This window comes from Alkalihalobacillus phoenicis (assembly GCF_047302405.1).
Lineage (GTDB): Bacteria > Bacillota > Bacilli > Bacillales > Bacillaceae_D > Alkalihalobacillus.
This window is the reverse complement of the sequence record NZ_CP154853.1, coordinates 2,055,007-2,069,493: the sequence shown is the minus strand read 5'-3', so window position 1 is coordinate 2,069,493 and position 14,487 is coordinate 2,055,007. Positions and strand designations below refer to the sequence as shown.

The window sequence follows — 14,487 nt, the reverse complement described above, 5'->3', positions numbered from 1 at the left end:
GGTTAATAATATGGAACAAAACAATCAATATCAAAATCCAATCATTGAACAACGAGCTGATCCCTGGGTGTATAAGCATTTTGATGGTTTTTATTATTTTACGGCGTCTGTACCTGAATATAATCGAATAGAGCTCAGAAGGTCAAAAACAATCCAAGGTCTTAATGAAACGGAGCCACTCGTTATTTGGGAGAAGTATCAAAATGGACCGATGAGTGCCAATATATGGGCTCCAGAAATCCACTATATTAATCAAAAATGGTATGTCTATTTTGCAGCGGCGAAGTCCTCGGAGACAAAGGATGGTTTATTTGATCACCGTATGTTTGTTTTAGAAAATGAATCAGAGGATCCGATGCAGGGGCGTTGGGTTGAGAAAGGCCAGATTAAGACGAAATGGGAGTCCTTTGCTCTTGATGCTACATATTTTGAGCATAACGGCATTCATTATTTAGTTTGGCCTCAAAAGGATCCGAGCATAGAAGGCAATTCTAACTTGTACATTTCAGAGCTAGAAAATCCTTGGACTTTAAAGGGTGAACAAGTGATGATTGCCACACCGGAATATGAGTGGGAAAAAATAGGGTTTTATGTGAACGAAGGGCCTGCAGTCATTAAACGAAATGGAAAAATCTTTATCACTTTTTCAGCAAGTGCAACCAATCATCATTATTGTATGGGTTTATTAACTGCGGATGCAAATAGTTCCTTACTAGACGCGAGTTCTTGGGTGAAGCACTCGGAGCCTATCTTTACGACTAATGAAGAAAATCAACAGTTTGGGCCAGGTCATAATAGCTTCACTGTTTCAGAAAATGGAGAAGAGGATGTACTTATTTATCATGCACGTAACTATAAAAAAATAGTAGGAGACCCATTGTATGATCCGAATAGACATACACGGGCACAAGTCTTTTCTTGGGACAAGGAAGGTCGTCCGTTTTTTGGGGAACCATTACCTGACAATAAATAAGTGAATTTTTAATTAAAATTATAAGGAGGATGGTCATGATGACTTTATTAAAAGCGAAGATGGTCGTTGATAAAGACTTTCGCATCTCCGAAATCGATGAAAGAATTTATGGGTCGTTTATTGAACATTTAGGAAGAGCTGTATATGGAGGAATTTATGATCCAGAGCATCCGGATGCTGATCAAAACGGATTCAGAGCAGATGTCATCCATTTAGTGAAAGAACTCAACATTCCAATCATTCGATATCCAGGTGGAAATATGGTTTCGGGCTATAATTGGGAGGATGGAGTTGGTCCTAGACAAGAGCGACCGAGGCGTTTAGAGCTTGCTTGGAGAACAATTGAAACAAATGAAATCGGTACAAATGAGTTTGTTGATTGGGCTAAGCAGGTGAATTCAGAGGTAATGATGGCCGTTAACTTAGGGACGCGTGGGATTGATGCAGCGAGGAATTTAATTGAGTATTGTAATCACCCGGGAGGAACATACTTTAGTGATTTGAGAAAAAAACATGGCTATGAAAAACCTCATAAGATAAAAACATGGTGTTTAGGAAATGAAATGGATGGACCATGGCAGATTGGTCATAAAACAGCTGAAGAATATGGAAGACTAGCATTGGAAACAGCTAAAGTCATGAGGCTTGTTGACCCTTCTATTGAGCTTGTGGCTTGCGGAAGCTCCAATACGGGGATGCCAACCTTTCCTCAATATGAGGCGACAACACTAGAACATACTTATGAAGCAATCGACTATATTTCCCTCCATCAGTACTATGGAAATCGGCAAAATGATACTTCCAATTATTTAGCTAAATCGATGGATATGGAATATTTTATTAAAACGATTATTTCAACATGCGATTATATTAAAGCAAAAAAACGTAGCAAAAAAACGATCAATTTAAGCTTTGATGAATGGAATGTTTGGTATCATTCCAATCAACAGGATCAAGAGATAAAGCCTTGGAGTATCGCACCACCTCAATTAGAGGATATTTATAACTTTGAAGATTCATTGTTGATTGGGTCTATGCTAATGACTTTCTTAAAAAATTCAGATCGAGTGAAAATAGCTTGTATGGCCCAGCTAGTAAATGTCATTGCTCCTATTATGACAACGGATGGGGGAGGGGCTTGGAGACAAACGATCTATTATCCGTTAGCTCATGTTTCTAAGTACGGACGAGGATTTGCATTGCAGCCAATTGTTTCTTCGCCTAAATACGATAGTAAAGAATTTACAGACGTCCCCTATCTAGATTCAGTAGCTGTTTTTAATGAGGAAGAGCAGGAGGTAACTATTTTTGCTATTAATCGTCATTTAGAGCAAGCGATTGAATTACATGCTGATGTACGTAGCTTTGAAGGTTATGAAATCATCGAGCATATCGTTTTGGAAAATAAGGATCTGAAAGCGACAAATTCTTTAGAACATCAGAATGTGTTTCCTCATAATCAAGGAATTTCTTCTTTAAATCAGAACGGTGTAGTAGAAGCGAAGTTAACCAAGGCCTCTTGGAATGTGATAAGGTTGAAGATACAAAAGAAGTTTTAAGATTGAAAAGTAAGTTTTAAGAAGTGACTAAAGAGCTCTGGGTGGTTTAGTCACTTTTTCTATTTCAGATACTTCAATGCTAATGTTTGATTGAAAGTTATTTTTTGTGAAAAGTTAGTTTATAATTATTAGTAATCATATAGTGATTAAAAAACCTTAATTCTTCGCTTTATAATAGCTTTAAGAAGAAGAAGCTTCTTTCTATTTGAGCGTGAGTTATAGTACAATAAAAGGAATACATATACGTATTATACGTGAAGACGATTGTGAAACTTAAAATGACTTAGAAAAGAGATAGTGGCTGGGAGCTTTTCTTAAATTTGTCCATACAAGCATTGAATTGAGGTATTGTTATGCAAACAAAGTATAGTAAGGTAAAACAAGTGATAAAATCAAGAATTTTAGATGGGACTTATGTGCCGAACCAACGGATTAGTTCGGAAAATGAATTAATGAAGGAATTTTCAGTGAGTCGTCATACGATTCGAATCGCGATTGGGGAATTAGTGAGTGAAGGCTGGCTCTACCGTGAACAAGGAGCAGGTACTTTCTGTGCGGATAGAACGGAGAACCAAAACAGAAACCCATCGGTCAAAAAAAATATAGCCATTATGACGACCTATATTTCTGATTATATTTTTCCTTCGATTATTCGAGGGGCTGAATCGTACTTGAGTCAACATGGCTATCAAGTTAGTTTATACAGTACAAATAATGATATTGAGAATGAAAAGAGAATTTTAGAAAATTTAATCACACAAAATATTGATGGCGTCATTGTTGAGCCAACTAAAAGTGCCTTTTCGAATCCGAATATAAACTATTATTTTAATTTTGAGCGAATGAAAATTCCTTATATGATGATAAATGCTTTTTATGATGAATTAGAGCCTGTGTGTTTAATTTTAGATGATGAAAAGGGTGGTTTTGTTCAGACGGAGCATTTGATCCAAAAAGGACACCGGAATATTGTTGGCTTTTTTAAAAACGATGATATTCAAGGAGTTAAACGGATGAAGGGGTATATAAAGGCACATCGTCAGAACCAAGTTCCGATAAACCCGAATCATTTAATCAATTATAATTCTGAGCAAAAGAAAACGAAACCAACGGAAGAATTAACTAAGTTATTAAATAACCATAATGAGATGCCCACTGCCATTGTTTGTTATAATGATGAGCTAGCTTTACAGTTGCTAGATGTGCTGAGGGAGAAGAAACTACAAGTACCTGAGGACATTTCGATGATTGGTTTTGATGATTCTTTTCTCGCTACAGCATCAGAGGTGAAATTAACAACAGTTGCTCATCCTAAAACGGAAATGGGTGAGAGGGCCGCAAAAATGATTATTGGTTTAGTTGAAAATCATAAAAAAGAAAAAAAGGTAGAGTCCTACATATATCAGCCTGAGTTAATCATTCGTAACTCAACAAAGGATATCTCGACAGAAAATTAAATAAACGATTCAACAACAGAATGTCCTTTATGCAGCGGGAATGCAATAAAGGATTTTTTTTGTTTGATTTTTTAGATATTTCTTGAAATAAAATCATTTTCGTTTTAAACTATATATGTACGTACAAGTTATGTTTTTCATTTTGTAATTGTGCGAATGAAGCGTACAATTAGCATGTTAGTAAATCGTTTGAGAGAAAAGGGGAGAAAATATGTAATTTCAATTTTAAAAATCCGATTTGTGGATTTTAGAAGGTCGTTATTAGCAAAAGAGCAATTGTTGAATTTGATGTTAATTGATGCCATGGGAGGCGGAATAAATGAGCAATCGAGTTGTAATAAATGCAGATATCGAAAAAGGGAAGATAAATAAAAATATTTATGGACATTTTGCAGAACATTTAGGTCGTTGTATTTATGAAGGATTTTGGGTAGGGGAAGATTCAACAATTGACCATACAAATGGAATTCGTAATGATGTTGTTGCAGCATTAAAAAACTTAAACATCCCGGTACTTCGTTGGCCTGGTGGTTGTTTTGCAGACGAGTATCATTGGAAGGATGGAATAGGTCCAAGGGAAGAACGGAAGAGAATGGTAAATACGCATTGGGGCGGTGTAGTAGAAAATAATCACTTTGGAACTCATGAGTTTATGAGGCTATGTGAATTGCTCGAAGCGGATCCTTATATTTGTGGGAATGTTGGCAGTGGAACGGTGCAGGAAATGTCTGAATGGGTTGAATATATGACATTTGATGGGGAATCACCGATGGCTAATTGGAGACAGGAGAATGGTCGTCAAAAGCCTTGGCCGCTTACCTATTTTGGGGTAGGGAATGAAAATTGGGGCTGCGGCGGGAATATGAGGCCTCAATACTATGCGGATTTATACCGACAATATCAAACCTATGTTCGAAATTACGGCGACAATAAATTATATAAAATTGCTGGCGGAGCGAATGTAGATGATTACAACTGGACCGAAGTACTTATGCGAGAGGCTGGCCACTTGATGGATGGATTAAGTTTGCATTATTACACGATTCCAGGTGATTTCTGGAAGGGGAAAGGTGCTGCCTTAGATCCGAGTGAAAATGAATGGTTTATAACGATGCAAAAAGCTTTGCATATTGATGAGCTCATTACAAAACATTCCACTATTATGGATAAATACGATCCAGAAAAAAGGGTTGGAATGATCATTGATGAATGGGGGACTTGGTTTGATGTTGAACCTGGAACAAATCCTGGGTTTCTATACCAGCAAAATACGATTCGGGATGCACTTGTAGCTGGACTGCATTTTCATATCTTTCACAAGCATAATGAACGTGTCCAAATGGCGAATATAGCTCAAACTGTCAATGTTCTTCAAGCAATGATTTTAACAGAAGGCGAAAAAATGATCTTAACACCGACCTATCATGTTTTTGAAATGTTTAAAGTTCATCAAGATGCGAAGAAATTAGATGTTGAAGAATTTAGTCATATTTATGATTGGAACGGAGAGCAGCTTCCTAATGTAAGCGTATCCGCTTCAAAGGATAAGGATGGAAAAGTGAATATTAGTTTATGTAATCTCCATCATAAAGACGAATCTATGCTAACAATAGAACTTCGTGGTCTAATGGAACAAGTAGACCACATTTCTGGAAGAATTTTAACGGCTAATGAAACAAATGCCCATAATACGTTCGAGAATCCGGAAAAGGTAAAGCCGACAGCTTTTAGTGGTTATTCTTTCGATGCTGGTCAATTGGAGGTCAAGCTACCAGCGATGTCTGTCGCTGTGTTAACGATTGGCTGAAATGAAGCAAAGATATTGTAAAAGTTGTCAAGTACCTGAAGTACAAATAGATATCGATTTTTATATAGAACATGATAGAGTCGTCTCTGATGAACTTTATGAAAAGAGAGTCGCTATTTGTATGGAATGTTCAGCCCTATTAAACAATAAGACATGTCGATTTTCAGGTGAGCTAGTAACTTATCGAGCGATGATAAAAGAAAAGGGTTGTCCATTTCCTACTACAAGAAAATGGTAAGGAGAACGGTTAACCAAAAGCACTTAAAAAGAGGGAGTGATAAGAGGGGGGTAAACCTTTTTATCACTCTTTTAAAGATCCTTTGATAGATAATTTTCACCCATCTAAATGCAAACATCAAAGTGATTTTCACCTCTTTAAAATAGTTTGTATATCGGTTTACGCTATAAAAACAAAAGAGGCTACCCCTATAAGGTCATTTTCTGACGTTATGAGACAACCTGTAATAATTTTCTAGGTTATAAACCTTTTTTGTAGTTGACCATATACAGTTGCTAATATGTGCATCTCTTAGACATAAAGAGGCTAAACAATCATTTTTCACTGAATCAGTACGAGTGAAAAATCGTCAAGAAAGAGGTGGGATGAATCGTTTTTTTTCTTCTAGAAATAATAACTTAAATAAGGTATACCTAAAACAATGAAAGCCCTACCTCTCTTTCATCCTTACGGCTCCTTGGCCGCGCCAGTGTGAATCAGGATTGCAAAAATCAAGTAACTATTTTTTCAAGTATCTAATGAAACTTCGAACGTTCGTAAAAGAAATTTAAAAATAAAAATGGAGAGAATTGTAGAAATAACAAATGAGGTTATCACTCAAAAAATGAGTTGAAGAAGTTGAATGTTTGAAATGATTATTTTTAATCATAGTATACCCGAAAAATGGAGGGTATTTTTCGGAATGTAATCCATTATCGATAATGTACCTTAATCAAAACTTTTTGTTAGTTTTTCGGTGATTCCTTTAATTAGACCGACTTCACTAATCAAAAATTTATAGGCACTATCCAACATTTCTTTTTCGCTTGCATTAAGTGCTTTTTCTTTTTTCATACGCATTAAGTCACGTACTACTTCAGCACCTTCTAATATTTCACCTGTTTTTATTTTGGCCATGTTCACTTTATACCTTTGTTTCCACGGCATTAAACTATCAGATTCCCCATTTTGGAAAATGTGTATGATGTGTTTTAATGCAAGTAAATCAATAACGGGTCGTATTCCTAAATTTAATGTTTTATTCGTAGGAACCATCACCTGCATATCACTGATAGACATTTTTATAACATAATACTGTTGTTTTTCCCCTGAGAATTCTTTTTCTTCTATGGCTTCAATTATACCTGCTCCGTGCATTGGATAAATAATGCTATCGCCAATTTGAAACATATAATCCACCTCCATATATGGTAACCTTCTTTAGAGTATCATATATGTGTGTTCTTGTCGAATATTTTATAATATCACAAATTTATTTTTGATGTCAATAAATTTATATTGAAAGAGTGAATATATGAGGAAAGGTCAATTTATCCTATGTTTTTAAACCTTTGACTGACTAGTACAATCGTTTTTGGCATTCACTTTGGCCTGATAATAAACAAACGAGAGTCACTATTTTTCTCGTAATTTTTGGTCATGGTTACAAATCCTCTTCTGATTAGTTCTTCTTCTAAAATTCTGATAAAATCTTCATCTAGATTGTTTTTGATTGCTTTTTGATAGGATTCTATTAAAATGCAGTCACTAATAAATGTTAGGCCCAAGAAAATTCCTCCTACTGTGTTCTTAGATGTATATGTATTAAATGAATACCCTAAAGTAATAGATGTTTAAACATTAAAAAGAATTTAATGTCAGAAGTTGATTTTTTGTTAAAAGGTGGAACTAAAGGATTATTAGAGAAGATTCTTTCACCTTCTTATCATTTTGAAATCATCAAGCAAGTTTAGTCTAAATAAGGTTAAAAAGTAACTAGCAAGCAAAAAGTCTAGTTACTTTTTTGGTTGTATTAATAAATATGTAAAATTTATATATAATTATTTACATATATAGATGGAGAGGTTTGAGAGATATGCTTTTAAGAGAGAATACGCCATTTAGATATTTATTTATTGCTCGGCTATTAAGTGTGTTTGCGGATGCGGTTATCTTTTTTTCATTATTAAAATGGTTAGAACTCCAAACAGACTTAAATGACATGTTCATCTATTATTATGTTGCTTTTTATTTACCGGTTTTTTTACTATCCTTACCAATAGGTGCTTGGATTCATCATAAAACGTTACAAAAGGTTATGTCGTATTCGAAGTTAGTGATTATGATTTGTTTAATCATGTATGTAATATTTGAACCTCATTTTCATTATTTTATGATCTATGTTCTGCTTGGCCTTATTAGTATCTCAAGTCTATTCTTTTTTCCGGCTAATCAATCTTTATTGCCATATCTTGTTCAACCAGAAAAGCGCACAAATGCAAATAGTTTGTTACAATTAGGATATACAATAATGAAAATAGGTGGCCAGATTTTTACAGCATGGATGATTAAGTTATCTGTTTCGCCATTATTATTATTGTTTGTTTCAAGTGTTCTCCTCGCTTTGACGATAATTGCGATTTCTAAAATTAAACCTTTAATAAAAAACCAACCGAATAACAAACAAAGTCAAACGAAGATGATCTTATCTAGTTTAAGTTATGTTTGGCATCATACGATGTTAAAGCCTGTTTTTCTTCTATTAACATGTGCCATGCTGTTTATAAGTTCGGTTGACTTATTACTCGTAACTTTTTTGACAGAGGAATTAAAGGTTGGTGTGGAGAATTTAAGTTTTATTGGTACCGCTTCATTAGTAGGAGTTGCGGTTGGAGCAATCCTTATTCGAAAAATAGGAAATAGAGTTCAAATAAAAGTCGTTTTTATATTTCCGATGTTTGTTTTAAGTTTAAGTATTGGTATGCTATATTTTGTAACTCATTGGTTAATGATTTTACCTTTTTTCTTTATTCAAGGAATAGCGTTAGGTGCTTTTCAGGTGAAGCTCGTAACTTTTTTACAGAATGTCATATTACCTGAACATTATACGAGAACCTTTAGTCTTATGAATGTGATTTCAACTGGTAGTGCTTTACCAGGGATTCTTTTGACGGGCTTATTGCTCTCGTATTTAGGTGTTACAGAAACGGTCATCATAATCGCCGTTTGTATCGCTTTAATTGGAATAGGGGCCCTTTTCTTTTTAGCGAATTTATCAACTGAAAAAGTGTCTCATCAAAAAACAGGTTAAGTAAATGGGAATCAAAAAGAGGTGAGTGGATGTCGTTACGATACGCAATTTTAGGTTTTTTAAGTGATTGGGAGGCTAGTGGATACGATATAAAAAAAGAGTTTGATGATGTGATGAGTATTTCCTGGCATAGCCATTTGTCACAGATTTATCCGGAATTAAGTAAGCTTGAAAAAGAAGAGCTCATTCAAAGTCGGTTTGTGGAACAAGAAGGAAAGCCTGATAAAAAGATATATACCATTACAGAAGCAGGAAAAAGGGAGTTAATCCAATGGCTTATGACACCGACTGAACCCCCGAAAATAAAAGACGTTTTTTTAATGCAAGTCTTTTTCTCTGACCGTATATCTGTTGATGAAGTGTTATTAAAGCTGAATCTTTATAAAAAGGAAAGGCAGAAGCGGTTAGAAAAAATGAAAGGTATCATTCAGGAACGTTTTAAAAGTATTAAAGCAAGAAATGTAATGAATGCCCGCATTATTATGGCATCAGCTGTTTTAAAACGTGGTTTAGAAAGTGAAGTGCAATACATAAAATGGTGTGATGACACCATTCAATTTGTACAAAGTTGTCAATCTTTATGGGATAAAAAAGGTAATCAATCCTATGAGGAACTGTCAGCGGTATTTGAAGAATATTTTCAAGAGGCATCAGCCCTTGTCGAGAACGAGCAAGATAAAGTGTAGAAAGGAGATATGGACGAGTTATAAAGTTCATATAATAATTAAATGAAAAACTTTCAAATCATTTTAAATTTATTTTTGGTTATCTTATGTTTATTTGTGATTAATTGGAGCTTTGAGACGTGGATCGATTATGCTCTCATCATAGTGGCTGTTTTATTACTATTAACGACTGGTTTAAGTGTATACTTACGTTCACAGAGAAAATAAAAACCATAAAAAATCCCGAATCTATTTCATTAGATGCGGGATTTTTTATGGTTTTTAAGTATAGTGACTTGCTCCTCTTTTTGTAATGTTACTAGTTATGTTTTGACTAAATAGTATTGTGAAATAATCTAACGGACGCTATAACGAAAGTACTATGGGAGTCATATGTGATAGATATATAGTAATGGTTAGATTACACGCTATTTGATACTTTAACCTTATTTTTACAAACTATTAACCTTTTCCTCATATAAAAGTGATATTCTGAAAAGGCAGGGAAGTGTTTGTTATTGTAGAAAAAGAATGGATTGTGTCTAGACATTGTTAATGTAGGACGTTGTCGTCTTTTTATGTCGTTAACTTTCCTAATATTCTGTCTAAAACGAGGAGGAATGAAATGAAAAATCGATTGTGGAAAAAAGTGATTTATCTGAGCTTAGTGTTTTTACTTATGTTCACTCATTTTTTGCCAGTCTTGACGATTCAAGTTAAAGCTGCAGAGGATGTCATTTCGGTTAGTGACGCGATTGAGAATAACTCAGGGCGAGCCACCGTTGAGGGATACATAGTAGGAACAGTGACAAGTGCGACCAATTTTAGGTTAGAACCACCTTTTACAGCAAATACGAATTTGGCCTTAGCGGATTCTCCTGATGAGAAAGATTTAACCAAAATGATTCCTGTCCAGTTACCAGCGGGGAATGTTAGAAATGGTTTGAACCTAGTGAGTAATCCAGGAAACTATCACGCGAAGGTTCAGATTACTGGTAATTTGCAAAATTATTTTTCGGTTCCAGGTTTACATTCCGCATCTAGTTATCAAATTCTCGAAACTGGACAAGAGCCCCCTGATGAGGAGGATTTAGAGCTCATTACGATATCGGAGGCTCGTTCGAAATCACTTGATACACAAGTCATCGTTCAAGGTGTTGTCACAGTTGATAGCAGAGCAATTAGTGGCAATCAGTATACGACATATATTCAAGATGAAACAGCTGGGATTAATATATTTAATTTTAACCAAAATCAATTTCCTGATTTATATGAAGGAGATCTTATTGAAGTTCGTGGGAATTTAGTTGAATATAATGGCTTATTAGAAGTTGTTCCTGTAGCGGACGGAGTTGAAAAAATATCGGAAGGAAATCCATTACCTTTACCACTAGAAGTGACATTAGCTGAGTTAAATGATCCAGCGATCGCTGAACCGTTAGAAGGGCAGCTTGTCACGGTACATGGTTTTGTACAAAATATTCCGAGTAGTCCTGCTGGTGGTGGCTATAATATTTCATTCATCGATGAAAACTTCCAGGCGACAACGGTTCGTGTGATGGAAGGAACAAATGCAATTGATTCGATTGAACAAGGGAACTGGTATGAGGTGACGGGGGTCTTAAGTCAATTTAACACTTATCAAGTACTACCTCGTAAAGCTTCAGATTTTACTTTGGCCGAGTTACAACCAGAACCCCCTAGTTCAGAAGGAACATATGAATCGACAGTTGGAAGAATTACAGATGGGGATACGATTCATCTTGCTAGTCCTGTCTTAGGTTCAACAGCCGTACGTTTTCTCAATATGGATACGCCAGAAACGTATCACAGCGTTCGAAATGAACTGGATGAAAATCAAAAATACCATGGTGATAAAGCAACCGAATATATGCATGAGTTATTAAGTGTGGGCGATGAAGTCATCGTTGAAGTTGGACCTGAAGCAACGGATCAATATGGTCGATTGCTTGCTCAAATTATTCGTAAATCAGATGGTTTAAACATTAACCTTGAGATGGTTCGAGCAGGGTATGCGACTACCTATTTTATTTGGCCAGTTGGTAATGAAGAGGACTATGAATTATTCCAATCGACTGTTCGTGAAGCAAAAGAAGCAGAATTAGGGATATGGAATCCAGAAAATCCATTATTAGAACAACCGTTTGAATTTAGAGCCCGAGAAACAGGGAATGGTCTTCATCGTTATGTTGGTCACTCAGATACGATGACCTATGTGGAACCAGAAAACTGGAAAGAGGTTCCTGTTGATAAACGTGTCTTTTTTGCAAGCAGTGAAGAAGCAGAAGCAAATGGTTATTTGCCGTTTAACGAACCACAACTTCCTGATGAAGAGCTTATCTCGATGCAATTGCTCGGTATGAATGATTTGCATGGGAAAATTGACCAAACATACAATGTAACGGTTGGAGACGATGTGCTACAAGTTGGACGTTTTGATTATGTGGCCGCTTATTTAAAACAATGGGAAGAACGGAATGAAAATACCTTTATTATTCACTCGGGTGATATGATTGGTGGAAGTTCACCGGTAGCAGCCTTGTTCCAAGATGAGCCGGTCATCGAAATGATGAATGAAATAGGTTTTGATTTTGGTACGGTTGGAAATCATGAATTTGATGAAGGGACAGAGGAATTATTACGAATGGTTCATGGTGGTGACCATCCTGAAGGGAAAGGTTCAGAAGGCTACGCAGGCATGGATTTCCCACTTGTATGTGCAAACTGTGTTGAAAAAGAATCGGGGGAACATTTTTTACCACCTTATGAAGTAATAGAGGTTCAAGGTGAACAGGTTGCCTTTATTGGGGTCAATACGACAGATACCCTGAATATGGTGATACCGGATGGAATTAAAGATATTGATTTTACGAATGAAGTAGAGGCTGTAAATGAAGCAGTAGCCGAACTGAGGGAGCAGGGAGTTAGAGCGATTATCGTCTTAGCTCATATGGCTGCCTCACAATCAGGTGAGACGGCTGTTGGTCCAGCGGCAAACTTAGCCCGCGATGTTGACGATGAGGTCGATATTATTTTGGCAGGGCATAATCATCAAATCGTCAATGCGATCGTTGATGATACGTTAATCGTTCAAGCTTTAGATTATGGTAAAGCTTTTGCGGCAATAGATGTTTTAATTGATCCGGAATCAGGAGACATTGTCGAAAAAGAGGCTGAAATCGTTTTTGTCGATCAAAGTAAAATCGAACCAGATCCAGCTGTTGGGGCCATTCTAGCAGACTATGAAAATCGAGTCGCACCGATCTTAAATGAAGTAGTGGGTGTCGCGGCCATTGATATGATCGGTGATTATTCCAATGATGGCGATACCCCACTCGGAAATTTAATTGCGGATAGTATGATTTGGGAAATGGAAAGTGACTTTGCTTTAATGAATGGTGGTGGTATTCGTGATCACCTTCCAGCTGGAGAAATTACATTTAACCGTCTCTTTAATATTTTACCTTTTAATAATGTTCTCGTGAAATTTGAACTGACAGGAGCGGAATTAAGAGAAATATTAAATGCCCAAATTACAAGTTATGGACCTGATTTTAGTATTGCTGGTTTTAGTTATACATGGGATAAAGACACATTAGAGGTTGTTAATATGTTTTTACCAGATGGTTCAGTATTAGACGAAGAAGCAACATATACGGTCACAACGAACAACTATATGGCCGAATCTAATGGAGACAAGTATAAATTAATGGGTCAGTACGCAAAGAACTTAGTAACAGGACCTGAAGATTTAGAAGCATTTATTTCTTTTGTGAAAACTTTTTCTGAGCCAATCGCGTACTACTCAGAAGGACGAATTGCTGAAATTAGTACGTTACCAGAAGAGCCAGGTACACCAGAAGAACCAGGGACGGATCCAGAAGAGCCAAGTGAATTAGACTATGTGGTTGTTGAAGCAACGATTGTTAATGGGAAGATCACGATCTCAACTGATCTGCTCCGAAATTTAGCAGATAACGCGACTTTATCGATACAAATTTCTGATTTTAACGGGTCTATTACCTTAAACTTAACAGCCGAGCAAATGGCTATTTTAAAAGAAAAAAATGTCACATTAGAAGTTGTAACAGGAGGAATAACAGTAGCGATTCCGACTTCCAATTTTAGTGGACAACAGGAAGTAAATTTCTTTCTTTCATTAATTGACCGTTTTCATAACAAGGTTAGTTCGGTATTTGAATTAAAGTTACAAGAAGGTGAGCAGTTCCTCACAAAGTTTGACAAGCCAATAACACTCATTTTTAATGTTGACACCGAGTCCGTTTCCGATGTAGATAAGTTGCAAGTCTATTATTTTAATGAAGCTAAAAATAAGTGGGAGATTGTTGGGGGAGCATATAGTACTGATAATAAAGTGACCGCAACAACCGACCATTTTAGTCTTTTTACTGTTCTTGAATCAACAGAAGAAGAGCTTCCAGAGGACACGGTAGATGTACCTCAAAAAGAAGATGATAATTTAAAAGAAGAGTTAAAAGAAGGGGTTAAAGGAGAAGGAAAAGAGGGCGGCGCTGAGAGCAGTAAAGACAAAGTTGAGAAAGGAAAGGTATTACCTAATACGGCAACATCTAATTATCAAATGATTTTAATTGGAGCCGTGTTAATGTTAATCGCTGCTGGCATGATGTATCAAAGAAAACGATTAAAAGTTTAATAGGATTTAAAAAGATTACCCC

10 protein-coding genes are annotated in these 14,487 nt (G+C 35.9%); 8 read left to right on the top strand and 2 right to left on the bottom strand.

From position 1 onward, the window contains the following. Positions 1 to 10: 10 nt before the first annotated feature. The 5 genes from AA0017_RS09825 to AA0017_RS09805 all read left to right on the top strand — a co-directional run bounded on the left by AA0017_RS09825 (position 11) and on the right by AA0017_RS09805 (position 6,034). Entirely contained in the window at positions 11 to 973 is a 963-nt protein-coding gene (locus AA0017_RS09825; RefSeq protein ID WP_413381385.1) for a family 43 glycosylhydrolase, read from the top strand. Positions 974 to 1,008: 35 nt separating this feature from the next. Continuing rightward, the gene (locus AA0017_RS09820) at positions 1,009 to 2,532 is read left to right on the top strand and encodes an alpha-N-arabinofuranosidase (RefSeq protein ID WP_413381383.1); all 1,524 of its coding nucleotides are present in this window, start codon (positions 1,009 to 1,011) and stop codon (positions 2,530 to 2,532) included. 353 nt (positions 2,533 to 2,885) lie between these two features. Then, a complete protein-coding gene (locus tag AA0017_RS09815; RefSeq protein ID WP_413381381.1) occupies positions 2,886 to 3,989 on the top strand; it encodes a GntR family transcriptional regulator in 1,104 nt (367 codons plus the stop codon). A gap of 319 nt (positions 3,990 to 4,308) precedes the next feature. Next, on the top strand, positions 4,309 to 5,796 hold the full coding sequence (locus AA0017_RS09810) for an alpha-N-arabinofuranosidase (RefSeq protein WP_413381379.1): 1,488 nt from the start codon (positions 4,309 to 4,311) through the stop codon (positions 5,794 to 5,796). A 1-nt stretch (position 5,797) separates the two neighbouring features. Further along, entirely contained in the window at positions 5,798 to 6,034 is a 237-nt protein-coding gene (locus tag AA0017_RS09805) for a DUF6171 family protein (protein WP_413381377.1), read from the top strand. A 708-nt stretch (positions 6,035 to 6,742) separates the two neighbouring features. Here AA0017_RS09805 and AA0017_RS09800 read toward each other — a convergent pair. Together AA0017_RS09800 and AA0017_RS09795 are read right to left on the bottom strand one after the other, a co-directional pair. Then, positions 6,743 to 7,204 carry a CarD family transcriptional regulator gene (locus tag AA0017_RS09800; protein WP_413381375.1) on the bottom strand — a complete coding sequence of 154 codons (462 nt, stop codon included), beginning with the start codon at positions 7,202 to 7,204 and terminating at the stop codon, positions 6,743 to 6,745. A 191-nt stretch (positions 7,205 to 7,395) separates the two neighbouring features. After that, positions 7,396 to 7,581, bottom strand: a complete 186-nt coding sequence (locus AA0017_RS09795) for a sporulation histidine kinase inhibitor Sda (RefSeq protein ID WP_413381374.1) — start codon at positions 7,579 to 7,581, stop codon at positions 7,396 to 7,398. A 308-nt stretch (positions 7,582 to 7,889) separates the two neighbouring features. On the opposite strand from AA0017_RS09795, the gene AA0017_RS09790 reads away from it, so the two are divergent. The 3 genes from AA0017_RS09790 (at position 7,890) to AA0017_RS09780 (ending at position 14,465) form a co-directional block, all read left to right on the top strand. After that, on the top strand, positions 7,890 to 9,104 hold the full coding sequence (locus tag AA0017_RS09790) for an MFS transporter (RefSeq protein ID WP_413381372.1): 1,215 nt from the start codon (positions 7,890 to 7,892) through the stop codon (positions 9,102 to 9,104). Between the two features lie 29 nt (positions 9,105 to 9,133). Beyond that, the gene (locus tag AA0017_RS09785) at positions 9,134 to 9,790 is read left to right on the top strand and encodes a PadR family transcriptional regulator (protein WP_413381370.1); all 657 of its coding nucleotides are present in this window, start codon (positions 9,134 to 9,136) and stop codon (positions 9,788 to 9,790) included. A gap of 604 nt (positions 9,791 to 10,394) precedes the next feature. Then, positions 10,395 to 14,465 carry a DUF6359 domain-containing protein gene (locus AA0017_RS09780; protein WP_413381368.1) on the top strand — a complete coding sequence of 1,357 codons (4,071 nt, stop codon included), beginning with the start codon at positions 10,395 to 10,397 and terminating at the stop codon, positions 14,463 to 14,465. Positions 14,466 to 14,487: the final 22 nt, after the last annotated feature.